General features: G+C 62.5%; 27 protein-coding genes and 1 pseudogene. 24 read left to right on the forward strand and 4 right to left on the reverse strand.

The features are described 5' to 3' along the window. Positions 1-119 precede the first annotated feature (119 nt). Positions 120-1,190 (reverse strand): phosphotransferase, encoded by a 1,071-nt coding sequence (locus tag DAES_RS09980; protein ID WP_013514900.1) that lies wholly within the window; start codon positions 1,188-1,190, stop codon positions 120-122. Next, positions 1,187-1,810, reverse strand: coding sequence for an HAD family hydrolase (locus tag DAES_RS09985; RefSeq protein WP_013514901.1), 624 nt, complete (start codon positions 1,808-1,810; stop codon positions 1,187-1,189). Before DAES_RS09985 ends, DAES_RS09980 begins: the two co-directional genes overlap by 4 nt. A 324-nt stretch (positions 1,811-2,134) precedes the next feature. Between DAES_RS09985 and DAES_RS09990 the strand changes: the two genes are divergently transcribed. The 22 genes and pseudogenes from DAES_RS09990 to DAES_RS18105 all read left to right on the forward strand — a co-directional run bounded on the left by DAES_RS09990 (position 2,135) and on the right by DAES_RS18105 (position 23,882). Then, positions 2,135-3,253, forward strand: coding sequence for a bifunctional glycosyltransferase family 2/GtrA family protein (locus tag DAES_RS09990; protein WP_013514902.1), 1,119 nt, complete (start codon positions 2,135-2,137; stop codon positions 3,251-3,253). 18 nt (positions 3,254-3,271) lie between these two features. Beyond that, complete coding sequence (locus DAES_RS09995; RefSeq protein WP_013514903.1) at positions 3,272-4,765, forward strand: ArnT family glycosyltransferase; 1,494 nt, start codon at positions 3,272-3,274, stop codon at positions 4,763-4,765. A gap of 49 nt (positions 4,766-4,814) precedes the next feature. Next, positions 4,815-5,855 carry a glycosyltransferase family 9 protein gene (locus tag DAES_RS10000; RefSeq protein WP_013514904.1) on the forward strand — a complete coding sequence of 347 codons (1,041 nt, stop codon included), beginning with the start codon at positions 4,815-4,817 and terminating at the stop codon, positions 5,853-5,855. Between the two features lie 123 nt (positions 5,856-5,978). Continuing rightward, positions 5,979-6,989, forward strand: a complete 1,011-nt coding sequence (locus tag DAES_RS10005) for an NAD-dependent 4,6-dehydratase LegB (protein WP_013514905.1) — start codon at positions 5,979-5,981, stop codon at positions 6,987-6,989. Between the two features lie 8 nt (positions 6,990-6,997). Next, the gene (locus DAES_RS10010; RefSeq protein WP_013514906.1) at positions 6,998-8,125 is read left to right on the forward strand and encodes a LegC family aminotransferase; all 1,128 of its coding nucleotides are present in this window, start codon (positions 6,998-7,000) and stop codon (positions 8,123-8,125) included. Continuing rightward, complete coding sequence (gene neuB / locus DAES_RS10015; RefSeq protein ID WP_013514907.1) at positions 8,122-9,153, forward strand: N-acetylneuraminate synthase; 1,032 nt, start codon at positions 8,122-8,124, stop codon at positions 9,151-9,153. Before DAES_RS10010 ends, neuB begins: the two co-directional genes overlap by 4 nt. Further along, a complete protein-coding gene (neuC, locus tag DAES_RS10020) occupies positions 9,150-10,346 on the forward strand; it encodes a UDP-N-acetylglucosamine 2-epimerase (RefSeq protein WP_013514908.1) in 1,197 nt (398 codons plus the stop codon). The genes neuB and neuC overlap by 4 nt, the downstream gene beginning before the upstream one ends. Then, complete coding sequence (locus DAES_RS10025; RefSeq protein WP_013514909.1) at positions 10,343-11,410, forward strand: nucleotidyltransferase family protein; 1,068 nt, start codon at positions 10,343-10,345, stop codon at positions 11,408-11,410. The genes neuC and DAES_RS10025 overlap by 4 nt, the downstream gene beginning before the upstream one ends. Before the next feature lie 10 nt (positions 11,411-11,420). After that, complete coding sequence (locus DAES_RS10030) at positions 11,421-12,332, forward strand: Gfo/Idh/MocA family protein (RefSeq protein ID WP_013514910.1); 912 nt, start codon at positions 11,421-11,423, stop codon at positions 12,330-12,332. Then, positions 12,329-13,009, forward strand: a complete 681-nt coding sequence (locus tag DAES_RS10035) for an acylneuraminate cytidylyltransferase family protein (protein ID WP_013514911.1) — start codon at positions 12,329-12,331, stop codon at positions 13,007-13,009. Before DAES_RS10030 ends, DAES_RS10035 begins: the two co-directional genes overlap by 4 nt. Continuing rightward, positions 13,006-13,809 carry an SDR family oxidoreductase gene (locus DAES_RS10040; protein ID WP_013514912.1) on the forward strand — a complete coding sequence of 268 codons (804 nt, stop codon included), beginning with the start codon at positions 13,006-13,008 and terminating at the stop codon, positions 13,807-13,809. Before DAES_RS10035 ends, DAES_RS10040 begins: the two co-directional genes overlap by 4 nt. 11 nt (positions 13,810-13,820) lie before the next feature. Beyond that, the gene (gene hisF, locus DAES_RS10045; protein WP_013514913.1) at positions 13,821-14,690 is read left to right on the forward strand and encodes an imidazole glycerol phosphate synthase subunit HisF; all 870 of its coding nucleotides are present in this window, start codon (positions 13,821-13,823) and stop codon (positions 14,688-14,690) included. After that, the gene (gene hisH, locus DAES_RS10050; RefSeq protein ID WP_013514914.1) at positions 14,683-15,357 is read left to right on the forward strand and encodes an imidazole glycerol phosphate synthase subunit HisH; all 675 of its coding nucleotides are present in this window, start codon (positions 14,683-14,685) and stop codon (positions 15,355-15,357) included. Before hisF ends, hisH begins: the two co-directional genes overlap by 8 nt. Then, on the forward strand, positions 15,358-16,572 hold the full coding sequence (locus DAES_RS10055; RefSeq protein ID WP_013514915.1) for an N-acetyl sugar amidotransferase: 1,215 nt from the start codon (positions 15,358-15,360) through the stop codon (positions 16,570-16,572). It abuts the gene before it with no gap. A 12-nt stretch (positions 16,573-16,584) separates the two neighbouring features. Continuing rightward, positions 16,585-17,940, forward strand: a complete 1,356-nt coding sequence (locus tag DAES_RS10060) for a surface carbohydrate biosynthesis protein (RefSeq protein ID WP_013514916.1) — start codon at positions 16,585-16,587, stop codon at positions 17,938-17,940. A 134-nt stretch (positions 17,941-18,074) separates the two neighbouring features. Next, complete coding sequence (locus DAES_RS10065) at positions 18,075-18,296, forward strand: hypothetical protein (protein ID WP_013514917.1); 222 nt, start codon at positions 18,075-18,077, stop codon at positions 18,294-18,296. Between the two features lie 3 nt (positions 18,297-18,299). Further along, positions 18,300-21,035: an ATP-binding protein gene (locus DAES_RS17850; RefSeq protein WP_013514918.1), complete on the forward strand. Its 2,736-nt coding sequence runs from the start codon at positions 18,300-18,302 to the stop codon at positions 21,033-21,035. 3 nt (positions 21,036-21,038) lie between these two features. After that, positions 21,039-21,488 (forward strand): response regulator, encoded by a 450-nt coding sequence (locus tag DAES_RS10075; RefSeq protein ID WP_013514919.1) that lies wholly within the window; start codon positions 21,039-21,041, stop codon positions 21,486-21,488. A gap of 3 nt (positions 21,489-21,491) precedes the next feature. Beyond that, the gene (locus DAES_RS10080) at positions 21,492-22,205 is read left to right on the forward strand and encodes a sensor histidine kinase (protein ID WP_013514920.1); all 714 of its coding nucleotides are present in this window, start codon (positions 21,492-21,494) and stop codon (positions 22,203-22,205) included. Positions 22,206-22,214: 9 nt separating this feature from the next. Next, positions 22,215-22,880: a response regulator gene (locus DAES_RS16965; RefSeq protein WP_049776396.1), complete on the forward strand. Its 666-nt coding sequence runs from the start codon at positions 22,215-22,217 to the stop codon at positions 22,878-22,880. Positions 22,881-22,892: 12 nt separating this feature from the next. Continuing rightward, positions 22,893-22,997: pseudogene (locus DAES_RS18100) on the forward strand (hypothetical protein); the annotation flags it as partial. Between the two features lie 57 nt (positions 22,998-23,054). Then, positions 23,055-23,882 (forward strand): sensor histidine kinase, encoded by an 828-nt coding sequence (locus DAES_RS18105; protein WP_287555096.1) that lies wholly within the window; start codon positions 23,055-23,057, stop codon positions 23,880-23,882. Between the two features lie 20 nt (positions 23,883-23,902). Here the strand turns inward: DAES_RS18105 and DAES_RS10090 are convergent, their stop codons facing one another. Further along, positions 23,903-24,151, reverse strand: a complete 249-nt coding sequence (locus tag DAES_RS10090; RefSeq protein ID WP_013514921.1) for a hypothetical protein — start codon at positions 24,149-24,151, stop codon at positions 23,903-23,905. Between the two features lie 18 nt (positions 24,152-24,169). Beyond that, entirely contained in the window at positions 24,170-24,841 is a 672-nt protein-coding gene (locus tag DAES_RS10095) for a PilZ domain-containing protein (protein ID WP_013514922.1), read from the reverse strand. Between the two features lie 220 nt (positions 24,842-25,061). On the opposite strand from DAES_RS10095, the gene DAES_RS17350 reads away from it, so the two are divergent. Continuing rightward, positions 25,062-25,232, forward strand: a complete 171-nt coding sequence (locus DAES_RS17350) for a FeoB-associated Cys-rich membrane protein (RefSeq protein ID WP_013514924.1) — start codon at positions 25,062-25,064, stop codon at positions 25,230-25,232. A gap of 57 nt (positions 25,233-25,289) precedes the next feature. Beyond that, positions 25,290-25,532, forward strand: a complete 243-nt coding sequence (locus DAES_RS10100) for a FeoA family protein (RefSeq protein ID WP_013514925.1) — start codon at positions 25,290-25,292, stop codon at positions 25,530-25,532. The last annotated feature ends 5 nt before the right edge of the window (positions 25,533-25,537 follow it).

The following is a 25,537-nucleotide window of genomic DNA, read 5'->3' on the forward strand; positions in this document are numbered from 1 at the left end:
GAAACGGCTGAATCAGGCAATTTCGACAAAAAATGAACACCCGGTTCCTATTATTTCCAAGCGGCAAATGCAATCGTCAATTGATGCGAATGAACATATCGGCCATTACCGGGAAGAAATCAGGCATCCTTGTCCCGATCTCCATACAAAAGTCGCGAAAACGCTCTGCTCCTGGCATCGAGGCCATCGAGCATGGAGCGGGCCTTGTCCAGCTGGCGGGCCAGGGCGGAAAGCCTCCCCACCGATGGCTCGTGTCCCGCGAAACTGCGACGGGCCTGATCCTTTGGCACAAACTCGTTGAGAAGAATGCAGCACCACTTGAGCCCGAACAGCGGAAACATGGCGCTTGCCCGTTCCCGCTTGTAGCCGGTTTCCTCAAGCACGGGCAGGACCAAGCCAAGAAAAGCCTCCTGGAGGTCTTCGGACAAGGCCATGGCCGGGTGCAAACAGAAATCGGCAAGGGTCTTGGATGGATCGTCCCAGCCGAAGTATTCGTAATCAAAGAAGGAAAGACCGCCATCTGGCCGACGCAAGGCATTGTGCATACCGAAATCCGATGGACTGAGAATTTTCCATTCGTCTGGAATGGGCCGGTCCATGCGCATGCCCGCCTGGGCGAGGAGGGCTTCGCACGCCGACACATGGCGCGCCAGCGCCGGGCGCACTCCCTGCCCCAGGAACCGGGCAAGCTCCTCGCACAGGGGGCAGGCGGCCCCGGCGGCGTCCAGTCTGGTCAGTCGCGTTTCGATATTCTCCACCACTTCCACGGCAGAGAAATACGCCTCGGACGCCGGGGCGAACCCTGCCTGGCTGGCTGCCTGACCATGGGAAAGGCGAATGAGCCGGTTCAAAAAATCAGCGGCGTGGCCGATGTCCTTGAACGATATCCGATCAATCTTCTCCCCCACCACATACGTCAGCATGGTGGCCTGACGGTCGAGATCCAGCGCCAGGAGCAGGGGAGCCTCGCGGACCCCGGCCTGTTCAAGAAACCTGAGCGCCCTGGCCTCGGCCCCCTGGCGATCGCGCTTGTCGCGGGGATCGACGAAGTACCGCTTGAACACGAGAGGCTCGCGGCCCGGCGGTTCCAGCAAAAAGACCTGGCTGTTGCGCCCCCCGCCCAACGGGCTGACGTTCGTGCCGCGGGGCATGCCGAAAAATTCCGTATCCACATAGCTGTTGCGTATCATTCGCGACCACCCACAAACAAATATTCCGAAATGCTCGGCCAGGGGCCTGCCAGCGCGTAGTCATGGGTCGCGTCCAGGCACTCGCGGTACAGGATTCTGCGGACCGAGCCGTTCAGGTCCGGATGATCAAGGACCTCTCTCAGGTCATCCACGAAAACCGCACATCCAAGTCGATTGATGCGCGCGACCTTTTCCGCCCGCCTAGCCTCAAAGAACACGTCCGACCGGGCAAAGCCGAAGCCCCCGTCATGCACGGGAACAAAGAATCCCTGCTCCTCCATCCATCCCAGCGCGGCCTTCCGGAGATTCACCCCGCCCGGATCAATGGCGGCATGCTCGCTCTTGTGACTGACGATGCACAGATCAATCCCCCTGGATCGGCACAGGCGCAGGAATTCGGGCGCGCCCTCCATGAACACGCCCCGGCCAATGCCGGGCCCGTACACGGCGGCCTGCAACTTCTGCCACTCGAGGTCGTCGAACCGCTCCCACACATGGGCGCGCACAGCCTCCTTGTCTGCCGGTATGGATGGCGGGACAAGCCCACGCTCCACGGCCAGCTCCCGAAAGACCAGACCGTAGTGGATGAGCGTGTTGTCGAAATCAATACCTATAAGCACAGTTTTTTCCGGGATGCCAGGAGTTGCCGGGATCGCGCACAGACATGCAAATCATAGACTACCTACAGATGAAACCGGGCCGAGGTCAACCACTCGCTGCCACGGCAGACGCCCTTTGCCAACCGCCCGGCAACGCCCGCTTGACACGGTGCGGACATCGGCTATTAGTATGCCGATTGTTCTGGACGCACAGACACCACGCCGAAGAACGGCAAAAACGCGTTACCGGAATATTGATGCCGCCCCTGCTCGCCAGTGGCTTTACCATGGCTCGAACGCCCAGGACAGAGCGACAGCCAGCCATACCCACAATCAAGGTCACCTATGAATACCGTCACTTTCCCCCGCCCGGTCCGGTTCACCGTTGTCGTCCCCTGCTACAACGAGGAGGAGACGCTGCGCGCGAGCATGGAGCGGCTGCTTGCCATCCAGGACGACAGGCTCACCCTTGAGGTGATCATTGTGGACGACTGCTCGCGCGATAACAGCCTGAAGATAGCCAGGGAACTGGCCGAGGAGCGGACCGAGGTCGTGGTCCTGGCCCACAAGGAAAACCAGGGCAAGGGCGGCGCGCTCCAGACCGGATTCGCCAGGGCCACGGGGGAGTTTGTCGGCGTCCACGACGCGGACCTGGAATACGACCCCATGGACCTGCGCCATTTGCTGGTGCCCCTGGTGGATGGCCGGGCCGACGCGGTCCTCGGCTCGCGCTACCTGAACGCCACCGGCACCCGGCGCGTCCTCTATTTCTACCACACCATGATCAACAAGGGGCTGACCTTTGTCTCCAACCTGTTCACCGATCTTGATCTGACGGACATGGAGACCTGCTACAAGGTCTACCGCCGCGAACTGATCCAGTCCTTCGACCTCCAGGAGAAGCGGTTCGGCATCGAGCCGGAGATGGTCTCGCGGCTGGCCCAGTCGGGCGCGCGGGTCTACGAGCGCGGCATCTCCTACGCGGGCCGCACCTATGAAGAGGGCAAGAAGATCGGCTGGCGCGACGGCGTGCGCGCCCTTTACTGCCTCTTCCACTACAACGCCCACTGCGCGCCGCTGCCCCTGCAACTGCTCATCTATTTCTTCATCGGCGTGACCGCGGCCATCGTCAACACGGCCGTCTTCCTGGCCCTGCTCCCGGCCATGGCAACGGGCATGGCCGCGGCCCTGGCCTTTGTCATCGCTGCCGGAGCCAACTACTGGCTGTGCATCAAGGTTCTCTTCCGCCACGAGAGCCGCTGGAGCGCGCCGGGGGAGCTGGCCGTGTACGGCGCATCCGTGGCCGTGCTCTGCGCGCTCGACGTGGGCATCACCCTGGGCCTGATCGGCCTGGGACTCTCGCCGCTGGGGGCCAAGCTCATCGCCACCCTGATCGGATTCGTCCTGAACTTCCTGGCGCGCAGGATGCTCGTGTTTCCGGAAAAATCCAGGCTCAATCTCTAGCCGTGGAATGAAGCGACAATGACCCCAATCAACGCCTCCACCAATGACCGCAACCGGACCATCCTCATCATCCTGGGCATCTTTCTGCTCAGCGTGGCCGTGCGCGTGCTCACCGCCGAATACATCGACATCGGCGGCGACAACTCGGAGAAATGGAGGCAGGCGCACCGGCTGGTCGAGGGGCTGGGCTACTCGGTCTGGTACCAGCAGACCGTGCGCTGGGCCATCATGCTCCCCCTGGCAGGCATCATCAAGGCGTTCGGCCTCAATCCGGTCCTGGCCTACATCCAGCCGATCCTCTTCTCGTCAGCCGCGGCAGTGTTCATCTTCCTCATCGGGCAACGGCTGCACAGCCGCAGCCTCGGCCTGACCGCCGCCCTGGCCACCATCATCTTCCCGCAGATGGCCCAGACCGGCAGCCAGCTCTGGCCCGGCGTCTTCGAGCTGGGCTTTCTGTCCCTGTGCGTCTGGCTGATCCTCGTCTGGCTCGACACCCGGTCGCGGACCACCCTTGTCCTGGCCGCCCTGGCCTTCTTCCTCGGCTGGGGGAGCCGGGTGACCATGATCTACGCCGCTCCGGGGCTGGCCCTGCTCATCTGGCTGCCCGGCAGGAACTACAAGGCCCTGTTCAGCTTCGGCGCCGTCGTGGCCGCCCTGTTCCTGGTGGAGTGGGCGGTCTTCTGGCAGATCACGGGCAACCCCATGGGCCGCATCGGCATCATTACCGGCACCCACATCCAGTCCGCCGGGCTGGACATCACGCTGACAGAATATCTCCTGAGCTTCCTCAAGCTGTCCAAGCTCAAGGGGCTGGTTGCGGTCTGGGTCGCCTGCCTTGGCGGCGCAGTCTATGTGGCGGCGCGGGGCGACAGCCGTTGGCGCGCCCTGGCCCTGCTCTATGTCATCTACACGTTCCTGCTGCTCTACATGATCTCCGGCGTTTCCCCGCTCAAGCTGGCCATGCCGGTAGGCACCCGCTTCTGGGGCGTTGTCGCTCCCTTTGGCCTGCTGCTCCTGCTGCGCGCGCTTTTCGACCTGAAAGAGGTCCGGCCACGGACGGCCATGGCACTCATGGGCCTCGTCTTCGCGGCCTTCCTCGGATTCACCGCCAAGAAGATCCCGCCCGTGAACTCCCTGGCCCAGATCAGCCGCGACTACGGCCTGCTCGCGCCCATCCTGGCCGAACGCAAGCCCGTGCTCATGCGCTACGAGCACTGGCAGCCCGACTTCATCGAGGAGCACATCATCGCGGCCATCACCGGCAAACGCGGCACCCGCGTCCCGCGCGAGGACCATGTGCTGGCGGCCATACACCGCAACCACGCGCGCATGATCGCCCTGTTCCTCCCGGACGTGTCGCAGTACGACGCCTATCTTGAGGCTGACACGCTCACGGCCACGGACTATACCACCTATCTCTTCACGCCTCCCGGCGCAGCCCCGGACGAACCGCCCGCCGCGGAAATCATCTACGGACGCAAACTGCACAGGGCGATCGCCCTGCCCCGATAGGCACGACCCCAACACGGGGCAGCGCGTTGACGCTGCCCGGCATGACATAATGAAAGACACCCTTGACCTGACCACTTACGAACCACGGCGCATACTCGTCTGCCAACTGCGGCAGATCGGCGACGTGGTGCTCGCCACGCCGTCCATCCGGATGCTGCGCCAGCGCTATCCCCAGGCGCAGATCCATGTGCTGACCGAGAAAAAATGCGCTTCGGTGCTGGAAAACAATCCGCACATCGACCATGTCTGGGCCATTGACAAGATAGCATTGCGCAATCCTCTGAAGGCCCTGGCCTTTTATGCCCGTGTCGGGCGGTCCGGCTATGACCTCGTGGTGGATTTCCAGCAACTGCCCCGGTGCCGCTGGGTGCTCATGTTCTCGCGCGCGCCGGTCAAGCTGACCGTGGAGCCCTCCTGGTACAACCGGCCTTTCTACACCCACTGGAGCAAACCGGTCTACGGCTACGCGGCCCTGTGCAAGGCAGGAGTGCTCGGCCCGCTGGGCATCGCCTGGGACGGCATGCCGCCGGAAATCTGGCTGACCGACAAGGAAAAGGACTGGGCCAAAGACTTCATCACCGCCGAGGGAATGGCCCCGGAGCGGTTCGTCACCGTGGACCCGAGCCACCGCCGAATCACCCGGCAGTGGCCCGCCCGGCACTTCGCAGGGCTCATCCGGCTGATGCGCGAGGCCCATCCGCAGCTCAAGTTTCTCGTTCTCTACGGCCCCGGCGAGCAGGAAGTGGCCCGCGAGGTGGCTGATCTGGCAGGAGAAGGCGTCATTGTCCCGGACCGCATGCTCTCCCTGCGCGAGATGGCGGCGGTGCAGGCCAGGGCCGCGCTGCACCTTGGCAACTGCTCCGCGCCCAGGCACTTTGCCGTGGCCGTGGGCACGCCCTCGCTGATCATCCACGGGGCCACCGGTTTCGGCTGGCGCTTCCCGTCCGAGCAGCACGTCAGCACCACCAACCGGCTCGACTGCTTCTCCTGCAACAAGAACCACTGTGAAACGAGACAATGCCTTGAGGAGTGCCATCCTGAGGAGTGCATCGCCGAAGCCCTCCGGCTCCTGACCTTCAAGATGGCCTGATCCGTCCCGCCTTATCCGTCCCGGCGGACCGGAGTCATCCCCGCCTTGCCTTCCGCGTGGTGCGGATATATATACTGGCCCAGCATACGCGCTTGTTTCCCCACTGCAAAAAGCGAAAGAGCCATGAATCTATCCAAGAAAAAAATCCTGGTCACCGGGGCCGACGGCTTCATCGGCTCGCATCTGGTGGAGCATCTTGTCCGCCAGGGACACTCGGTGCGGGCGTTCGTCCTCTACAATTCCTTCAACTCCTGGGGCTGGCTCGACGAGTCGGCCCGCGAGATCACGGACGCGATCGAGATATTCGCCGGAGACATCCGCGATCCCAACGGCGTGCGCGAATCCATGAAGGGGTGCGACGTGGTCCTGCATCTGGCCGCGCTCATCGCCATCCCCTACTCCTACCACTCGCCCGACACCTATGTGGACACCAACGTCAAGGGCACCCTCAACGTGGTTCAGGCGGCCCGCGACCTGGGCGTGGAGCGCGTGGTCCACACCTCCACCAGCGAGGTCTACGGCACGGCCCGCTTCGTGCCCATCACCGAGGACCATCCGCTCCAGGGCCAATCGCCCTACTCGGCCACCAAGATCGGCGCGGACCAGATCGCCATGAGCTTTCACAACGCCTTCGAGATCCCGGTCTCCATCATCCGCCCCTTCAACACCTATGGCCCCCGCCAGAGCGCGCGGGCGGTCATCCCCACGGTCATCACCCAGATCGCGAGCGGGACGCGCCAGATCAAGCTGGGAGCCCTCACCCCGACCCGCGACTTCAACTACGTCATGGACACGGTGCGCGGCTTCGAGGCCGTGGCCGCGTCCGACGCCTGCGTGGGCGAGGTGGTCAACGTGGGCAGCGGCTTCGAGGTTTCCATAGGCGACACGGCCCGGGCCATTGCCGAGGTCATGGGCGCGGACATCGAGATCGTCTGCGACCAGCAGCGGCTGCGCCCGGAAAAGAGCGAGGTCGAACGCCTTTTCGCTGGCAATGCCAAAGTCCTTGAGCTGTGCGGCTGGGCACCGGAATTCGGCGGACTCGACGGCTTCAAGCGCGGCCTTAAGCTGACCGCCCAGTGGTTCGCCGAGCCAGGGAATCTGCGCCGCTACAAGTCGGACACCTACAACATCTAGGATTCGCCGTGCAGCGCATCACCGCCTTTATCCGGCACCTCTACGGCGAGCCGGACGCCTTCATCCCGCTCCATGCGCCAGTCTTTGCGGGCCGCGAGCGCGAGTACCTGTGCGACTGCGTGGACACCACCTTTGTCTCCAGCGTGGGCAAGTACGTGGACCGTTTCGAACAGATGACCGCCGACTATACCGGAGCGGGACGCGCCGTGGCCGTGGTCAACGGCACCTGCGCCCTGGAAATGGCGCTCCGCCTGTTGGATGTCGGCCCCGGCGATCTGGTGCTGACCCAGGCCCTGACCTTTGTAGCCACGGCCAACGCCATTGCCCACACCGGGGCCACCCCGGTCTTTCTGGACTCAGACCCGGACACCCTGGGCCTGAGCCCGGACGCGCTCCTGCGCTTCCTTCAGAACGATCAGGCCACAGGCCGCCGCGTGGGGGCCTGCGTCCCGGTCCACATCCTGGGCCACGCCTGCCGCATCCGCGAGATCTGCGAAATCTGCGCGGCCTGGAACATCCCGGTGGTGGAGGACGCGGCAGAAGCGCTGGGCTCCACCCTGAACGGCAAGCACCTGGGCACCTTCGGGCAGGTCGGCGTGCTCAGCTACAACGGCAACAAGACCATCACCACGGGCGGCGGCGGAATGCTCCTGACCGACGACCCGGCCCTTGGCGCGCGGGCAAAGCACCTGACCACCACGGCCAAGCAGCCCCACCCGTGGGAGTTTCGCCACGACGAACCGGGCTGGAACTTCCGCATGCCCAACATCAACGCCGCCCTGGGCTGCGCCCAGATGGAGCGGCTGGACGACATCCTGCGCGACAAGCGGGAAATCGCCTCGGCCTACCGCGATTTCTTCACCTCGTTCAACGGCGCGCAGTACCTTGACGCGCCCACCGGGTGCGACGCCAACTTCTGGCTGAACACCGTACTCTTCGAAGACAACACCCGGCGCGACGAGTTCCTGGAATTTTCCAACGCACACGGCGTCATGACCCGTCCCCTGTGGACACTGATGCCGGAGCTGCCCATGTTCCGCGACAACGCCCGCGACGACCTGTCCGTTGCCAGGAACAGCTGCGACCGCGCCGTCAACCTGCCCAGCGGACCACGCCTGCGGGGGGTGCAATCATGAGCCACGCCCCGGTCCTGATCATCGCCGAGGCGGGCGTGAACCACAACGGCGACCTGGACATCGCCCGCCGCCTCATCGACGCGGCGGCACGCGCCGGGGCCGACGCGGTCAAGTTCCAGACCTTCCGGGCCGACGAAATCGTCACCGCCGGGGCACAAAAGGCTGAGTACCAGAAGCAGGCCTCTGGAGCGACCGAGCCACAGAGAAACGAGTCGCAGCTGGATATGCTGCGCAGGCTTGAACTGGACGAAACAGCCCACCGCCTGCTTGCAGCCCACTGCCAGAAGCAGGGCATCGAATTCCTGTCCACCCCCTTTGACGCGCACAGCCTGGACATGCTCCTTGGCATGGGCGTGCGGATCATCAAGATCCCCTCGGGCGAGATCACCAACCTGCCCTACCTGCGCCAAGCCGGGGCCAAGGGCAGGCCCGTCATCCTGTCCACGGGCATGGCAACCCTGGCCGAGATCAGGGACGCGGTGGCGGTACTCGAAGCGGCAGGCACCCCGCGGACCGCGATCACCCTGCTCCACTGCAACACCCAGTACCCGACCCCGTTTCAGGACGCCAACCTCCTGGCCGTGCGCACCCTGGCCCGCGAATTCCCGGACTGCCCGGCGGGCTATTCCGACCACACGGCGGGCATCGCCTGCCCCATTGCCGCCGTGGCCCTCGGCGCGCGCGTCATCGAAAAGCATTTCACGCTCGACCAGACCATGCCCGGCCCGGACCACGCGGCCTCCATCGTCCCGGACGAACTGACCGCCATGGTCGCCGCCATCCGGGAGATCGAGCTGGCCCTTGGCACCGGGGTCAAAGAGCCGAGCGACAGCGAACGCGCCAACATCGGCATAGCCCGCCGCTACCTTGTGGCAACCCGTCCCATCCGTCGCGGCGAACCTTTTGACGCGACCAACGTGGCGGCCAAGCGGACCGGCACGGGCGGCGTCTCCCCCATGCGCTGGGACGAGATCATGGGCGCGCCCGCGCCCAGGGATTTCGAACCAGGGGAGGCCATCGAGCCATGAACATCTGCGTCTTCACCGGCACCCGCGCCGAATATGGCCTGCTCAAGCCGATCATGGACCGTATCCGGGCGGACAACGGCCTCACCCTGTCGCTCATCGTCTCGGGTTCGCACCTTTCGCCCCGCCACGGCCACACCGTGGACGCCATCCTGGCCGACGGCTTCACGCCGGACGCCCTGGTGCCGCTCCCCCTTGAGGACGACACGCCGCTTGGCACGGCCCGCGCCCTGGGCGTGGGCGTGGGCGAATACGCCAATGCGCTGGAGCGCATCAAACCGGACATGCTCGTCGTGCTGGGCGACCGCTACGAGACCTTTGCCTGCGCCACGGCTGCGGCCCTGATCCGGGTACCTGTGGCCCATCTGCACGGCGGCGAGACCACCGAGGGTGCAGTGGACGAATTCTTCCGGCATGCCGTCACCAAGATGGCCCACCTCCACTTCGCCTCCTGCGAGAAGCACCGGCAGCGCATCATCCAGCTCGGCGAACACCCGGACACCGTGTTCGATGTCGGGGCAGTGGGTGTCGAGATCGCCCTGTCCCTGCCCCTCCTGAGCAGGACGGAGCTGGAATCGGCCATCGGTTTCGCCATGGGCGACAAGTGCCTGCTGACCACCTACCACCCCGTGACCCTCGGCGACGACGGACCGGAACAGGTGCAGCAATTCTTCGCCGGGCTCGAAACAGTCCTCGGGCAGGACCGGGAAGTCACGGTCATCCTGACCGGAGCCAATGCCGACCCAGGCGCATCAGCCATCGACGCCGCAGCGGCCCGACTGGCCGGGCGTCATCCGGGCCGGGTCCACGCGGCTGCGTCCCTGGGCCAGTTGCGCTACCTCTCGGCCATGAAGCACTGCGCGGCAGTGGTGGGCAACTCGTCCTCCGGCATCATCGAGGCGCCGAGCCTGGGCGTCCCCACGGTCAATGTCGGCTCCAGACAGCAGGGCCGCGAACGGGCGGCCAGCGTGCTCGACTGCCCGGCCAAGGCCGAGGCCGTGGCCCGGACCATCAGTCGTGCCCTTGCCCCGCCCACCGGCGACATTGTCAAGGCGGCCCGAAACCCGTATGAAAAGACCGGGACGAGCCAGCGCATCGTCGCGGAGATCAAAAAGCGTGGCCCGGGAACTGTCAAATCATTCCACGACATCAAGCCATGCCCGCAAGGCGGCAATGGCGAGGGACACCATTCATGAAGGATTGGAGAAAAGCGGTCATCCCCCTGACCGCCACCGTGCGCGACGCCGTGGAGGCGCTGACCCTGTCGAGCGTGCAGATAGCCCTGGTGGCCCGCGAAAACGGCCACCTTGACGGCGTCATCACCGACGGCGACATCCGCCGCGGCCTGCTGGCGGGCAAGACCCTGAAATCACCGGCCCGCGAAGTGATGGAGACCAATTTCTTCACAGCGCGCGAGAGCGATGATCCGGCGGTCCTGCTGGCCACCATGCGCGAGCGGGACTTCCGACAGGTGCCGCTGCTCGACGCGGACGGGTGCCTTGTGGGGCTGCGCACGCTCATGGACATGATCACCCCGCCCAAGCGCGACAACTGGGTGGTGCTCATGGCCGGCGGCTTGGGCCAGCGGTTGCGCCCCCTGACCGAGGACTGCCCCAAGCCGCTGCTGTCCGTGGGCGGCAAACCCCTGCTCGAAACCATCCTCGGCCAGTTCGTGGAGCACGGATTCGAAAAATTCTACATCTCGGTCAACTACCGGGCCGAGATGGTCGAGGCGCATTTCGGCGACGGCTCGCGCCACAACGTGGAGATCCGCTACCTGCGCGAGAACGAGCAGCTCGGCACAGCCGGAGCGCTCGGCCTGATGGAAGAGAAGCCCGAGGCGCCCATCTTTGTCATGAACGGCGACCTGCTGACCCGGGTGGACTTTCCCGGCATGCTCGACTTTCACCTCGCCCAAAAGGCCAGGGCGACCATGGCCGTGCGCAGCTTCGACATCCAGGTGCCATTTGGCGTTGTCCAGGTGGACAACCACCGGATCACCAGCATCGAGGAGAAGCCGGTCCACCAGTTTTTCGTCAACGCGGGCATCTATGTCCTGGCCCCGGACGTGGCGGCGGCCATCCCCAAGGGAAACTACCTGGACATGCCCACCCTCTTCAGCCAGCTCATGGACGCGGGCGAAACCACGGCGGCCTTCCCCATCCACGAATACTGGATGGACATCGGCAGGAAACAGGACTTCGATCAGGCCAACTGCGACTACGACATGCACTTCAAGGGCATGCCCCAGGGCCGGTAGGGGCAGCCGGATGCGCTCCCTGATCATCGGATACGGCTCCATCGGCGCACGGCACGCCCGCCTGCTCGCGGAGATGGGCCACGAGGTGCGGTGCGTGACACGCAACCCGCAGTGTCCGTTTCCGGTCTTCACCGACCTCGCCGACGCCCTGGACGGGAACATGCCGGGCCTGACCGTGATCTCCACCCCCACGGCAGACCATCACGACACCCTGCGCGCCTTGCTCGCTCACGGGTTCAGCGGCCGCATCCTGGTGGAAAAACCCCTCTTCGACCATGTTCCGGCGACCCTCCCGCCAGAGACGGCACACATTTTCGCGGCCTACAACCTGCGCCTGCACCCCCTGGTGCAGGAGGCCGCCCGGCTCCTGACCGACCGCCCAATCTTCTCGGCCCGTTTCTTTGTCGGCCAGTATCTGCCCGACTGGCGGCCCGGCACAGACTACACCGCCGGGTATTCGGCCCGGCGCGATCAGGGCGGCGGCGTGCTGCGCGACCTCTCCCACGAGCTGGACCTCGCCCTGCACCTGCTCGGCCCGTGGCGCAGGGTCGCGGCCATCGGCGGCCATTTCAGCGATCTGGCCATCGATTCGGATGATGTCTTTGACCTGCTCCTTGAGACCAGCCGCTGCCCGTCGGTGTCCATCCACCTCGACTATCTCAACCGCACCGCCCGGCGGGGGTTCGAGATCAACGCCCAGGAACTGAGCATCCACGCGGACTTCATCACCGGACGGCTCGAAGCCGAGGGGCAGGCCAAGGTTTTCGACCTCGACCGGGACGCCACCTACCGGGCACAACTTGCGGCGCTGACTTCGGGCGAGACGGCCCGGCTGTGCTCCTTTGAACAGGGGCTGGCCGTGCTCGGCCTGATCGAGGCCGCCGAACGCGCCGCAACACAGGGCCAATGGGTGACGGCATGAAGATTTTCGGATTCATCTTCGCACGCGGCGGATCCAAAGGGCTGCCCGGCAAGAACATCAAGCCCCTGGGGGGCATCCCCCTCATCGGCCATGCCATCAACGCGGCCCGCGACTCGGGGCTTGTGGACCGGATCATCGTCTCCACCGACGACCCGGCCATTGCCGCCGTGGCGCGCGAACACGGGGCCGAAGTGCCGTTCATGCGCCCGGCCAATCTGGCCCGCGACGATTCGCCGGAATGGCTCGCCTGGAGACACGCGGTCAACGAAGTCGGGGAGTTCGACGTATTCGTCTCCCTGCCGTGCACCGCGCCCCTGAGAACCGGAACGGATGTCAGACAATGCATCGAACTCTATCTGCAAGGCGACTGCGACATGGTTGTCACCACGCGCAAGGCTGAGCGGCACCCCTCGTTCAACATGGTCGTTCTGGATGATCGCGGCTACGCCTCGGTGGCCATGCCGCCCGGCGCGGCCATCACCCGGCGGCAGGACGCGCCAGTTGTCTTTGACATGACCACCGTGGCCTATGTCTCCAGCCCGCGCTTCATCCTTGAACACGACGCCATCTTCCAAGGCCGGGTCAAGGCCGTGGAGATCCCGACCGAGCGGGCCGTGGACATCGACACCGAACTGGATTTCGCCTTTGCCCAATTCCTGCTGGAGCACAAACAATGAAAAGCATCAAGCAACTGATGGACCTGACCGGGCGCACCGCCCTGGTCACAGGCGGAGCCGGTCACATCGGCATGGCCTTTTGCGAGACCCTGGCCGAGGCCGGGGCGTCCGTGGCCGTTCTGGACATCGACCCGGCGCGCACCGAAGAGTGCGCGACCCGCCTGACGAGCCAATACGGAGTCAAGGCCATGGGCCTCGCCATTGATCTGGCCGACACGGACGCCGTGATCGCGGCCCCGGCCCAAGTGGCAGGGGCTCTGGGCGGCCTCGGCATCCTGGTCAACTGCGCCGGATTTGTCGGCACCTCGGGCCTGAGCGGCTGGGTCACCCCATTCGAGGGGCAGAGCGTGGACACGTGGCGGGCAGCCCTTGAGGTCAACCTGACCGCCCCCTTTGCCCTGATCCAGGCCGCGACCCCGCTGCTGCGCGCCTCGGGCCATGGCTCGGTGGTCAACATCGGTTCCACCTACGGCGTGGTCGGCCCGGACATGTCGCTCTACGAGGGTACGGCCATGGGCAACCCGGCGGCCTATGCCGCCAGCAAGGGCGGCCTGACCCAGCTCACCCGCTGGCTGGCCACCACCCTGGCCCCGGACATCCGGGTCAACTGCATCAGCCCCGGCGGCGTGGAGCGCGGCCAGCCCGACCCCTTTGTCAAACGCTACGTGGCCCGCACCCCGCTGGCCCGTATGGGCACCGAGGAAGACATGAAGGGCGCCCTGCTCTATCTCGCCAGCGACCTCTCCGCCTACGTCACCGGCCAGAACCTCCTGGTTGACGGCGGCTGGACCGCTTGGTAAGCAGGCCCTTCATGAAATTCAGGATCATACCGCGGCTGGACATCAAGGGGCCGAACCTCGTCAAAGGCATTCATTTCGAGGGCTTGCGTGTCCTTGGAAAACCAGAGGACTTTGCCCGCCACTACTACGAAAACGGGGCGGACGAACTGTTTTTTCAGGACGCCGTGGCCAGCCTCTACGACCGCAACAGCCTGCACGACATCGTCAAGCGGACCTCGTCGGAAATCTTCATCCCCCTGTGCGTGGGCGGCGGGCTCCGCTCGGTGGACGACATCCGCGCGGTGCTTCGGGCCGGTGCGGACAAAGTCGCCATCAACACCGAGGCCATCAAGCGGCCTGAACTCATCCGCGAGGCATCCGTGGCCTTCGGCTCATCCACCATCGTCGTGTCCATTGAGGCGATCCGGCGCGCCAACGGCGAGTGGGAGGCCCTGGTGGAATACGGCAGGGAGACCACCGGGGTGAACGCTGTGGAGTGGGCCAAGCGCGCCTGTGAACTTGGGGCCGGGGAGCTGATGATCACCAGCATCGACCAGGAAGGCACGGGCAAGGGGTATGATATCGAATTGACCCGGGCCATCGCCTCAGCCGTCTCCGTGCCGGTCATAGCGGGCGGCGGATGCGGCAGTCCCGCCGATGCGGCCAATGTGATCACGCAAGGCCGGGCCGATGCGGTCAGCATGGCCTCGGTTCTGCACTACAAGACCATTGAGTCCCTGATGGAAAAATCGAAATCCCACGAATACCAGCAGGAAGGCAACATCGAATTTCTCAAGACCGGGCGCACGTTCACCCAGCTCACGCCGTGTTCCATCCGCGACATTCAGGAAGCGATGCAAGCGCGCAATCTCCCCTGCCGGATGAAGGAAGCATATGTCTGACATCGATGTGGCCATCATCGACTACGGCCTGGGCAATCTCTTCAGCATCAAGCACGCTTGCGAGCATGTGGGCATGTCGGTGGAGATCACCCACGACGCGAAGCGGGTACTCGCGGCCAGAGCGGTGATTCTGCCTGGCGTGGGTGCCTTTGGTGACGCCATGAACGCCCTGCGCAGGCTCGATCTGGTGGTGCCGATCAGGGATGTGGCCGACAGGGGCACCCCCCTGCTCGGCATCTGCCTCGGCCAGCAACTGCTCTTTACCGAAAGCGAGGAGTTTGGGTGCCACAAGGGGCTTGACCTCATCCCCGGAACAGTCCGGTACTTTCCAGTCCAGCAGATGGCCGGGCGGATGCTCAAGGTTCCCCAGGTGGGTTGGAACACCATTGAATTGCCCCTGTCGCGCGGTGCGGCAGGCTGGTCCGGATCGCTGCTTGAAGGCGTCAGTCCCGGAGCAGACATGTATTTTGTCCACTCCTGCCATGTCGTGCCGGAAAACTCCAACGCCGTCCTGAGCCAAACCACTTACGGCGACGTGATTTTCTGTTCAGGAAGCATGCTGGGCAACATCACGGCCTTCCAGTTCCACCCCGAGAGAAGCGGGGTTGTGGGGCTGCAAATCTACACCAATTTCGCAAGGCAGATCCATTCTGCGGAGGCAGCATAAATGACCAGACCAAAGACCCTCTTCGGCCTTCCCGAGGAAGTCCGCTTTTGCAGAAAATGTGTCATGTCCAACCAGCGGCCCAGCTCCTACCCGGAGTTCAAGCATACCCGCGACAGGATCACCCCGACTCTGCACATAGACGAGGACGGCGTGTGCGACGCCTGCCGCTACAATGAGCAGAAGAAGATCGACATCGACTGGAAGGCGCGGGAAGACCATCTGCTCGCCCTGTGCGACAAGCACCGCAGAAACGACGGCGGCTACGACTGCATCGTGCCCGGCAGCGGCGGCAAGGACAGCGCGCTGGCCGCCCATGTCATCAAGTACAAGTACGGGATGAATCCGCTGACCGTGACCTGGCCGCCGATCATGTACACGGACTACGGATACCGGAACTTCCGCAACTGGATCGAGGTCGGCGGGTTCGACAACATCACCTTCAACCAGAATGGCCGGGCGCACAAGCTGCTGACCAAGCTGGCCATCGAGAACCTGCTGCACCCGTTCCAGACCTTCATCCTGGGCCAGAAGAACCTCGCCCCCAAGGTCGCGCTCGAATACAACATCCCGCTCATTTTCTACGGGGAGCCCGAGGCCGAATACGGCAACCCCATTGCCGAGACCTCGTCCTCGCTGCGCGACAAGTCGTACTACAGCATGAAGAACATCGACGACCTGTACCTTGGCGGCGTGTCCATCAAGGAACTCATCGAAGTCCACGGATTGCGCCTGAACGAGCTCTCAACCTATTTTCCGGCAGACGCGGACCGGCTGGCCAAATCCGCCATTGAGGTTCACTACCTCGGCTACTACGTTCCCTGGACGCCGCAGGAAGCCTATTATTTCGCGGTCGAGAACACCGATTTCAAGGCCCGGCCCTTCAGGACGCAGGGAACCTACAGCAAGTACAACAGCATCGACGACAAGATCGACGACCTGCACTACTACACCACCCACATCAAGTTCGGCATTGGCCGGACCACCTACGACGCCTCGCAGGAAATCCGCAACAAGCACCTGACCCGCGAGGAAGGCGTGGCCCTGGTCCACAAATACGACGGGGAGTTCCCGGATGTCTATTTCAACGAGATCATGGACTACATCGGGATGACTCCCGAGCATTTCCACGACCTGTGCGACAAGCACCGCTCGCCCCACCTCTGGGAAAAAGTCAACGGCGAGTGGAACTTGAAACACCGGGTGGAAAACCTGTAGCGGGCAGCGCACATGCTTTGCGTCTTCCAGGTCGAAATCATCATCCGCGAGCTGGACGGCGTGCTCTATCAGGCCCTCCATCTCGCCTCGCGCGGTCTCCCCACCCTGCTGGGCGACCGAATGGCCAACGAATATGTCATGCACAGCCGCAGCCCGCTGATCCTCTTTGACAGCGACCAGCAGGAAGCCACCAACACCACGGTGCTGAACAACAACGGCATTGTCCTCAACCTCAACTCCGAGGGACAGGGCTTTGTTGACGATCCGCCGGAGATGCAGAGAAATTTCGCCAGAGTCATTGATCATGCCACGGCCATCTGCATGTGGGGCCAACGGCAGAAGGACATCCTGGATCAGCTCGTGCCTTGCGAGCGGACCGACGACATCCTGGTCACGGGCCATCCCTCTTTTGACCTGCTCGCGCCCAAGTTCGTCCCCTACTACAGGAACCAGGACATCGCTGGCCGTCACGGCGAAGACTACTCCCTCATCAACACCAGCTTCGGCATGTTCAACCACGAGATGGGGTTTGAACATTACATGCGGATGCTCAGCCGCATGGACGAATGGAAGGTGTACGGCTCGCCGGAGCACCGGGCGCACCTTGAGCGGCGGTGCAGGCATCAGGAAAAGACCGCCCTGGCCCTGATCGAACTGGCGCGGACCCTGGCGCACGCCCATCCGAAAAAACATGTGATCATCAGGCCGCATCCAGCGGAAAACAGTCGCTTCTACTCGGAAAGGCTGGGCGGACTGCCCAATGTCTTTGTCACCAAGCAAGGCTCCGCGCGGGAGTGGATCGCCTCTGCTGGAGTCGTCATCCATCACGACTGCACCACCGGCCTGGAGGCCATGCTCATGGACAAGCCCGTGCTGCAATACGAGCCTTATGAAGGCATCGAAGGCTCTGCCACGCTGATGACCGAAATCGGCATCAGGACCACATCGCCGGACAAAGCGCTGGCGCACATGGAATGCAGCGCGGCCATGGCCGACGACGCCCGCAAGGCGCTCCTGGCCCGGATCAGCCCCTGTCTGGCCAATGTCGAAAAGAACGCGGCCAGGACCATTGCCGAACTCGCGGCAGTTCATGCCGCAGGCCGCGAAACATGGCTGCCCGAGCCGCTGGGGTTCTGGGAAAACGCCAAATGCTGGCGCAAATACTTGAGCAAATTGCTGCGGGCGCGGCAGCCGGGCAGAAACGGGCGCAAAGTGCGCTATGCCCTGAACAAGTTCCCCAGGCTGCACAAGACCGAGGTGGAAGCCAGACTGGCCGGTCTGCGCCGGATCGAGCCCGATCTGCCGGAGGTGGACGTGAAGCAGTTGTGCCTCAATACCTTCCTGATCGAGCCGGCGCGTCGGTCATAAAAAAAGGTTCATCCGGGTCAACGCAAAGATTCGCAAAAACAGAAATACTCTGCTATACTGATTTGGCTCGGCAACCCACCTGCCGCGTGCGGACAGCGCGCCCTGTGCGACATCTCCTAGAAGGGGAGGCCACTATGGACCGAATCAGCAAATTCTTCAAATCCAAAAGCCTTGCCGTCCTGCTCTTTCTTGTCGGGATGCTGCTATTCAACTGGCCCATCCTCTCCATGCCGTCCGGTGCCGGTGAAACAAGTATATTCAGCTACCTGATCATTGCTTGGTTCGTGATCGTCGTCCTGCTCATCGCGATGGGGGAATTCACCAGGCGGACCGGGAAAACGGACGGGGAGAGGTAGGCCGTGTTCAGTCCGTTGACCGTGTTACTCGTGCTGCTCGTCTACTTCGGACTGCTGTTTCTCCTGGCCCAATGGGTCGAGGGAAGTTCCTCCCTGAGCAAGAAAATATCCGGCAGCCCGGTCGTCTACGGACTGTCCCTTGCCGTGTACGCCACTTCCTGGACCTACTACGGCAGCGTGGGCAAGGCAGCCACTTCGGGCATGCTCTTCTCCACGGTCTACATCGGCCCCACCCTGACCATCATCCTGTGGTGGCAGATCATGCGCCGCATGGTCCGCATCAAGAACCGCTACCGCATCACATCCATTGCGGACTTCATTTCCGCCCGCTACGACCGATCCACATCCCTGGCAGCCCTGGCGGCGTGCGCCGCACTGATCGGAAACACGCCATATATTGCCCTGCAGATCAAGTCCGTTGTCGCTACCTTCACCATCATCGCGGGCGACCCCGTCCATGCCTCGTCCTGGATCCATGATCAGATTGGCCCCATCACGGTCGTCCTCATGATCACCTTCACCATCATGTTCGGCGTGCGCCGCATCGACCCGACGGAACGGCACCAGGGAATGATCACGGCCGTGGCCGTGGAGTCCATCGTCAAGCTGACCGCATTCCTGGCCTGCGGCATATTCGTCACTTACATCGCCCACAACGGGCTGGACGACCTCTTCCACAAAACCCAGACCATGGGCCATGATCTGGGAGAAATCATCACCCTGTCAGGCAAGAGCGAAACGCCTTACGCCACCTGGACCACATACATGATCCTGTCCATGTCTGCCATCATGTTCCTGCCGCGTCAGTTCCATGTAGCCGTGGTGGAAAATTCCGACGAAAAACACATCGCCACTGCCATGTGGCTGCTTCCGCTCTATATGCTGCTCATTTCGCTCTTCGTCATACCCATCGCCTTGGACGGACTGCGCATCGGCTTTGCCAAAACCATGGCCGATACCTACGTCCTTCGCCTGCCCATGTGGTATGACCAGCCCTGGCTGGCCCTGTTCGTCTACATCGGCGGAGTGTCTGCAGCCCTGGCCATGGTCATGATCTCATCCATGACCCTGTCCACCATGTTGACAAACCACATCGTATTGCCGGTCATTCGAGCCGTAAAGCCCCTTGAGCCCCTCCGACATCATCTTCTCCGAATCAAGTGGTTCGGGGTGGCCCTGGTCATTCTGACGGGATACTGGTTCAATGCCGCAGTGGGAGACTCGGTCATGCTGGTGAACATGGGCATGATCTCTTTTGCCGCCGCCCTCCAGTTCGCGCCCTCCATCCTCGGCGGGTTATTCTGGGAGCGAGGCAACAAAGTGGGGGCTCAGTTAGGCCTCATCAGCGGCTTTGCCATCTGGTTCTACACTCTGGTGATTCCTGTCTTTGCCGAGAGCGATTGGGCATTCCAGAGCCTCGTCCAAAACGGGCCCATGGGCATCGAACTCCTCAAGCCGGAAACGCTGTTTGGCATGATCGGCATGGACCCGCTCAGCCAGAGCGTGTTCTGGTCCATGCTGTTCAACGTGGGGCTCTACATGGCCGGATCCATGCTCTTCGAGCACAGAGCCACGGGCATGACCCTGGCCAAGGATTTCGTCACTATCCTCAATCAGGGAAGCAGCCCCACCCATATGGCTGGCGAGGCTACCATCGATCTCAAGGCCAAGACCAAGAAAATCATCACCACCCTGACCAGCTATGTCCCCATTGATGAGGCTGAAGCCATGTTCCTTGCCTGTGCTAGCCGCGTCGGGCTTTCGGGAAAAAGTGCGGTTTCGCTCACTCAGCTGGCAGAATTGCTCGGCGAGGTGGAAAAAACTTTGTCCGGCTCCGTGGGGGTGGCCGAAGCGCATTTGGCCCTCAAGAATGCCGAGGTGTATACCTCGGAGGAAAAGGCACGCCTTTCCAACATGTACGCCGAGATTCTGGCCGACCTGAAACTGACGCCGGGCGAACTCAAGCTCCGGGTGGACTATTACCGGGAACGGGAATCCATCCTGGTGCGTCTGGCCTCAGAGCTGGAAAACCGGGTCAAGGCGCGCACCAGGGCACTGGAGGCGGCCAACCAGGAACTCGAAGCCTTTTCCTATTCCGTTTCCCACGATCTGCGTACGCCGCTCCGGGCCATCGACGGATTCAGCCAAGCCCTGATCGAGGACTATGGAGACAAGTTCGACGCCAAGGGGCTAGACTTCCTGGACCGGGTCCGCAAAGCGAGCCAGCGCATGGGTGAACTCATCGACGACATCCTGACCCTGTCGCGCATGACCCGCATGGAAATGAAGCGCGAGACCGTGGATCTCAGCCGGACAGCCCTTGAGGTGGTGAACGCCATCCTGGAGGGCTCCCCCGAGCCCCACGTCAACATGCATATCCAGCCCGGCCTCACCGCCGAGGCGGATGAACGCCTTGTCAGGCTGCTCCTCGAAAACCTGCTGGGCAATGCGTGGAAATTCAGTGCTGGCACCGACACCCCCACCATTTCGTTTGGCACCGAAGAGACTCTGGGGACGACATGGTTCGTCGTGCGCGACAATGGGGCAGGATTCGACATGCAGTATGCTGACAGGCTGTTCCAGCCTTTTTCGCGCCTGCATTCCCAGGAGGAATTCGAGGGAACGGGCATAGGTCTGGCCATAGTGGACCGTGTCATACGCAAACACGGCGGGAAGATCCGCGCGGAAGGGCAGGTCGGCAAAGGCGCCGCATTCCTATTTACACTGCAAGAGGAGTAATTGATGCTCAACGCCACATCCAAGATCATTTTGCTAGTTGAGGACAACCCTGATGACGTTGCCTTAACGCTTCGGGCATTCAAGAAGAACAACATTATGAACACCGTTGTCGTGGCCAAGGACGGAGCCGAGGCGCTGGACTACCTGTTCTGCACCGGCGAATACTCCGACCGCGACATTAAAGATTCTCCGCAGATCATCTTGCTCGACCTGAAGCTGCCCAAAGTCAACGGCCTTAAGGTTCTCCAGAAGATCCGGGACGATGAACATACCCGGCTGTTGCCGGTGATCATCCTGACCTCGTCCAAGGAACAGCAGGATCTGCTTGACAGCTACAGCCTCGGCGCCAACAGCTACATCCGAAAGCCCATTGATTTTGACCAGTTCAGCGAGGCCGTCCGTCAGCTCGGCCTTTACTGGCTGGTGCTCAACGTGGGTCCGACAGAGGAATAGACCATGGAACCCACAGACTGCCAACGCATGCTCGACGAATTGAATCAAGAGATGGACCAGTTGCTTTACGTTCTTTCCCATGACTTGCGCGCACCTCTTCGAGCCATTGATGGCTTCAGTCAGGCCCTGATCGAGGATTGCGGCGACCAGATTGATGAGACCGGACGTGACTACCTCGAGCGGATTCGCAAGGGCGGCATAAGGATCAACGAATACATCGACGGGCTGCTTACGATGTCGCGCCAATCGCGGGGCGACATGCGGATCGAGATAGTCAACCTCTCGAAGCTCGCTCGGGAAACGGCGGACCGGGTGGCGAGTTGGCACGACGCCCACGCACCGAAGTTTTCCGTAACCGATGGGATCACGATGCCCATGGACCGCAGGCAAGCGGGCTTCCTCCTGGAAAAGTTGCTGGACAACGCCTGGAAGTTCACGGTGGGACTGGACCATGGCCAAATTGAGTTCGGACGCATGGACATAGACGGCGAAGCGGTCTGCTTCGTCCGCGACAACGGGGTCGGCTTTGACATGGAGTACGCCCGAAGCAGACTGTTCGGTCCATTCCAGCGCATGCATCCGGACCAGGAATACCCTGGGCTCGGCACCGGACTGGCCACGGCCAAACGCATCATCAACCGCCACGGCGGCCGCATCTGGGCCGAGTCGGAGAAAGACAAGGGGACCACGATCTTTTTTGTCGTTGGCCGGGAATAGGAGGTCGCCATGTCCACACCGATACGTATTCTAATCGTCGAGGATTCGGAAGACGACGCCCTGCTCACCCTGCGCGAGTTGAAAAAAGGCGGCTACGATGTGGAATGGAAGATGGTGGATACGCCGCAAGCCCTCGACAGGGCGCTGGATGAAGGGCACTGGGACATCATCCTCTCCGACTTCCAGATGCCCGCATTTGATGGCCGCGAGGCATTGCGTCTGGTCCACGAGAAGGGCCTCGACGTGCCGTTCATCGTCATCTCCGGTGTGCTGGTGGAAGAAAATGCCGTGGAGATTCTCAAGGCCGGTGCCAGCGATTACGTGAAAAAGGGCAACTGGGCACGGCTCATCCCTGCCGTGGAGCGGGAGCTGCGCGAGGCCGAGAGCCGTAAGGAGCGCAAACGCGCGCAAAAAGAGGAAGCCAAGGCGCAGGAGCGCTACCGCACCCTGTTCGAAAGCGCGGTGGAAGGCATCTTCCAGTCCTCGCCATCCGGACGTTTCATATCGGTCAACCCGGCCATGGCCCAGTTGCACGGATACAAGACGCCTGACGAACTCATCAACGCGATCACCGATATCCCCCATCAGCTATATGTCGACTCCTCCACCCGCGAGGAACTGCTCCATGCCGTGCGGACCACCGGCCAGCTCTCCGGCTTCGAGGCGGAATTCTAACGCAGGGATGGATCCCGCATGTGGATATCCATCAATTGCCGCGGCGTATTCGACGACGACGGAGACCTGGAACTCATCGAAGGCTTTGCCATGGACATTACCGAGCGCAAACGGGCCGAACACGATCTGGCAGAAATGAACCGTCAGTTGGAAAAACTGGTGGCCGACCGAACCATGGACCTGGAACGTAAGGCCGCGGAATTGGAACAAGCCAACCTGCGCCTCAAGGAACTGGACCAACTCAAGACAGACTTTCTCTCCTCGGTTTCCCACGAACTACGCACCCCGCTGACCAGTGTGCTCGGCTTTGCCAAGCTTATCCATCGCGATTTCTGCAAGAAGTTCCTCCCCGGGGCCGGATGCGTGGTCGATGCGACAGTAATGGGCAACCGTATCTGTGCCAATCTGGACATCATCGTCCACGAGGGCGAGCGGCTGACCCGGCTGGTTAATGATTTTTTGGACTTGGCCCGCATTGAGGCAGGACGCATGAAGTGGAACGAACAGTGTGTCCTGCCGTCCCAAGTGCTGGCCCAGGCCGCCAACGCCGTGTCGGGGCTCTACATCGAAAACACCAACCTGGAACTGATCACCGATGTGCCAGCGGACTTGCCGGAGATGCTCCTGGATCCTGACCGCATGACCCAGGTGATCATCAATCTCCTCAACAATGCGGCCAAATTCACCAAGACTGGGACCGTCACCCTCCGGGCGGGCCTCAACGATGCCCGCGACACCTTGGAAATCCGGGTCATCGACACCGGCGTGGGCATTCCCGAAGAGGACCTGGAAAAGATCTTTACCAAATTCCACCAAGTCCAGGGGCAGGAAATCCAGGACATCGGGATCCGCGGATCAGGCCTGGGACTGTCCATTTCGCGCCATATTGTTGAACACTACGGCGGGACAATCCGGGCCGAATCCGAAGTGAACAAGGGAAGCACTTTTGTCCTGACTTTCCCCCTCACCACAGCTGCGGAGTGCGCCGAAGCGAAGCCATAGCGCCCCCCAACAGAAAAGCCCTACTTATCCCGGCCCCGCTTTTTCTGATCCAACTTTTCCCGGTCCATTTTTCCCTTGTCCCGCTTGTCGTCGCGCCGGTTCTTGAAGGTGATGGAGGCGAGGCAGCCGGCCAGGCCGCCGAGGACCACGGCCTTGGCCGGCGGGAGCAGACCGGTCAGGCTGAAGAGATAGCCGAAGGCGCACCCGGCGATGATACCCTTGGTCAGGGCGTCGATCCATGCCATGAATTCTTTGGAGTCGTCGCTCATCCGGTCCGTCCCTTTGCTTTAGAGAAATGAGTGCAGTTGCACGTACTGGTGCGTGGTCATGGCCTCGAAGGTCGTGCCGATGCCGGGCAGGAGCATGGCCTCTCCCCAGACGCGCCGCCAGCGGACGCGAAGCTCGATGGGCGTCTTGTCCTCAAACTCGCTGATCACGAGCCAGGCCGGGGCGTTCAGCCGCCACTGCGCAGCGGTGAAGACGAAGCACCCGTGCTCCGAGACATTGATGGTCACGGTGCGCTCCGCCCCGGCATCGAGGCTGGCCGGATCGACCAGCAGCAGGACATTGAAGATCACCTCCTGACGCCGCGTCACCCGGATCGAACGCGGCGCAAACGGCACGCACTCGTTCAGGACAAACTCCGCCAGATCGCGGTTGTCACGCAGGGTGCCGCCCCTGGCAAGGCCGCGGATACCGCCAAACCCCGGATTGTACATCAGCCGCAGCACCGGAAAGCGCTGCATGATGCTGTTGACCCGGTTCTTGTCCACGCACTCGCACCGGATCATGGTCGGCACGTCTATGAGCAGCCCGCTGTAAGGGACCTCGATGATGGCCCCGCCGATCTCGTCGGGCGAGGCCACGCAATCGACATCAATGTCGATATCGCGCAGGACTTCGAGGTAGGCGTCCCTGGCCGGACCCTTTTCAGCGATCAGTAAAAGCTTGGTTCTCACCCGTAGGGTTCTCCTTGATCAAGGGGCTGGATATAAGCCAAATAGCGGAAATTGACAAGCCGGACCCAGTCCGGCCCCCCGGAGGCGAGGCACACGGCCACCTGGCGCGCACTGTCTCCACCCAATTTGACAAAGTGCATCCCGGCGCTTGACATTGATTCTCAACATCACTATTTTCCACCTGTCCGTCCAAAGAGGAATCAGAAAAGTGAGGGAAGCCATGTCAGACACGATACTCGTCGCAGCCATAGTGCTCGTCGCAGCCGGATATGTGGGCCGCAGGATTTACCGGCAGTTCACGGCCAAATCCGCGTCCTGCGGATGCGGGGGATGCGGCGGCTGCTCCGGGACGCAGGACAGGAACGAGACCCGCTCCTGCTGCGAAAAGTAATTTTTTTGCCACTTAATTGAAAATGATTTTCAACACATCGCACAAGGGAACACCAGCATGGACAACAGTTTTTGCCTGAGAAAGGCCAAGGTCAACCAGATGCTAAAGATCGTGACCGTGACCGCCGAGGGCGAGCTTGGCAGGCGCATCCGCGACCTGGGGCTGATTCCGGGCACGCAGTGCAAGGTCATCGGCAAGGCGCCGCTCAAGGATCCCGTGGCCCTCAGACTCAAGGATTTCACCCTGACCCTTCGCAACAGCGAGGCGGATCACGTCACCGTAGCCCCCCTGGAGGACTAGGCATC

It is taken from the genome of Pseudodesulfovibrio aespoeensis Aspo-2, assembly GCF_000176915.2.
GTDB classification, from domain to species: domain Bacteria; phylum Desulfobacterota; class Desulfovibrionia; order Desulfovibrionales; family Desulfovibrionaceae; genus Pseudodesulfovibrio; species Pseudodesulfovibrio aespoeensis.

Coding starts and splice junctions, on each gene's coding strand:
- DAES_RS17350 (WP_013514924.1), top strand. CDS start 25,062: ATGTCAGACACGATACTCGTCGCAGCCATAGTGCTCGTCGCAGCCGGA.
- DAES_RS10065 (WP_013514917.1), top strand. CDS start 18,075: ATGGACCGAATCAGCAAATTCTTCAAATCCAAAAGCCTTGCCGTCCTG.
- DAES_RS10030 (WP_013514910.1), top strand. CDS start 11,421: ATGCGCTCCCTGATCATCGGATACGGCTCCATCGGCGCACGGCACGCC.
- DAES_RS10060 (WP_013514916.1), top strand. CDS start 16,585: ATGCTTTGCGTCTTCCAGGTCGAAATCATCATCCGCGAGCTGGACGGC.
- DAES_RS16965 (WP_049776396.1), top strand. CDS start 22,215: ATGTCCACACCGATACGTATTCTAATCGTCGAGGATTCGGAAGACGAC.
- DAES_RS09990 (WP_013514902.1), top strand. CDS start 2,135: ATGAATACCGTCACTTTCCCCCGCCCGGTCCGGTTCACCGTTGTCGTC.
- DAES_RS10075 (WP_013514919.1), top strand. CDS start 21,039: ATGCTCAACGCCACATCCAAGATCATTTTGCTAGTTGAGGACAACCCT.
- DAES_RS09980 (WP_013514900.1), bottom strand. CDS start 1,190: ATGATACGCAACAGCTATGTGGATACGGAATTTTTCGGCATGCCCCGC.
- neuB (WP_013514907.1), top strand. CDS start 8,122: ATGAGCCACGCCCCGGTCCTGATCATCGCCGAGGCGGGCGTGAACCAC.
- DAES_RS10090 (WP_013514921.1), bottom strand. CDS start 24,151: ATGAGCGACGACTCCAAAGAATTCATGGCATGGATCGACGCCCTGACC.
- DAES_RS10000 (WP_013514904.1), top strand. CDS start 4,815: ATGAAAGACACCCTTGACCTGACCACTTACGAACCACGGCGCATACTC.
- DAES_RS09995 (WP_013514903.1), top strand. CDS start 3,272: ATGACCCCAATCAACGCCTCCACCAATGACCGCAACCGGACCATCCTC.
- DAES_RS10035 (WP_013514911.1), top strand. CDS start 12,329: ATGAAGATTTTCGGATTCATCTTCGCACGCGGCGGATCCAAAGGGCTG.
- DAES_RS18105 (WP_287555096.1), top strand. CDS start 23,055: ATGGACCTGGAACGTAAGGCCGCGGAATTGGAACAAGCCAACCTGCGC.
- neuC (WP_013514908.1), top strand. CDS start 9,150: ATGAACATCTGCGTCTTCACCGGCACCCGCGCCGAATATGGCCTGCTC.
- DAES_RS10040 (WP_013514912.1), top strand. CDS start 13,006: ATGAAAAGCATCAAGCAACTGATGGACCTGACCGGGCGCACCGCCCTG.
- DAES_RS10080 (WP_013514920.1), top strand. CDS start 21,492: ATGGAACCCACAGACTGCCAACGCATGCTCGACGAATTGAATCAAGAG.
- DAES_RS10055 (WP_013514915.1), top strand. CDS start 15,358: ATGACCAGACCAAAGACCCTCTTCGGCCTTCCCGAGGAAGTCCGCTTT.
- DAES_RS10005 (WP_013514905.1), top strand. CDS start 5,979: ATGAATCTATCCAAGAAAAAAATCCTGGTCACCGGGGCCGACGGCTTC.
- DAES_RS10025 (WP_013514909.1), top strand. CDS start 10,343: ATGAAGGATTGGAGAAAAGCGGTCATCCCCCTGACCGCCACCGTGCGC.
- DAES_RS10100 (WP_013514925.1), top strand. CDS start 25,290: ATGGACAACAGTTTTTGCCTGAGAAAGGCCAAGGTCAACCAGATGCTA.
- hisH (WP_013514914.1), top strand. CDS start 14,683: ATGTCTGACATCGATGTGGCCATCATCGACTACGGCCTGGGCAATCTC.
- hisF (WP_013514913.1), top strand. CDS start 13,821: ATGAAATTCAGGATCATACCGCGGCTGGACATCAAGGGGCCGAACCTC.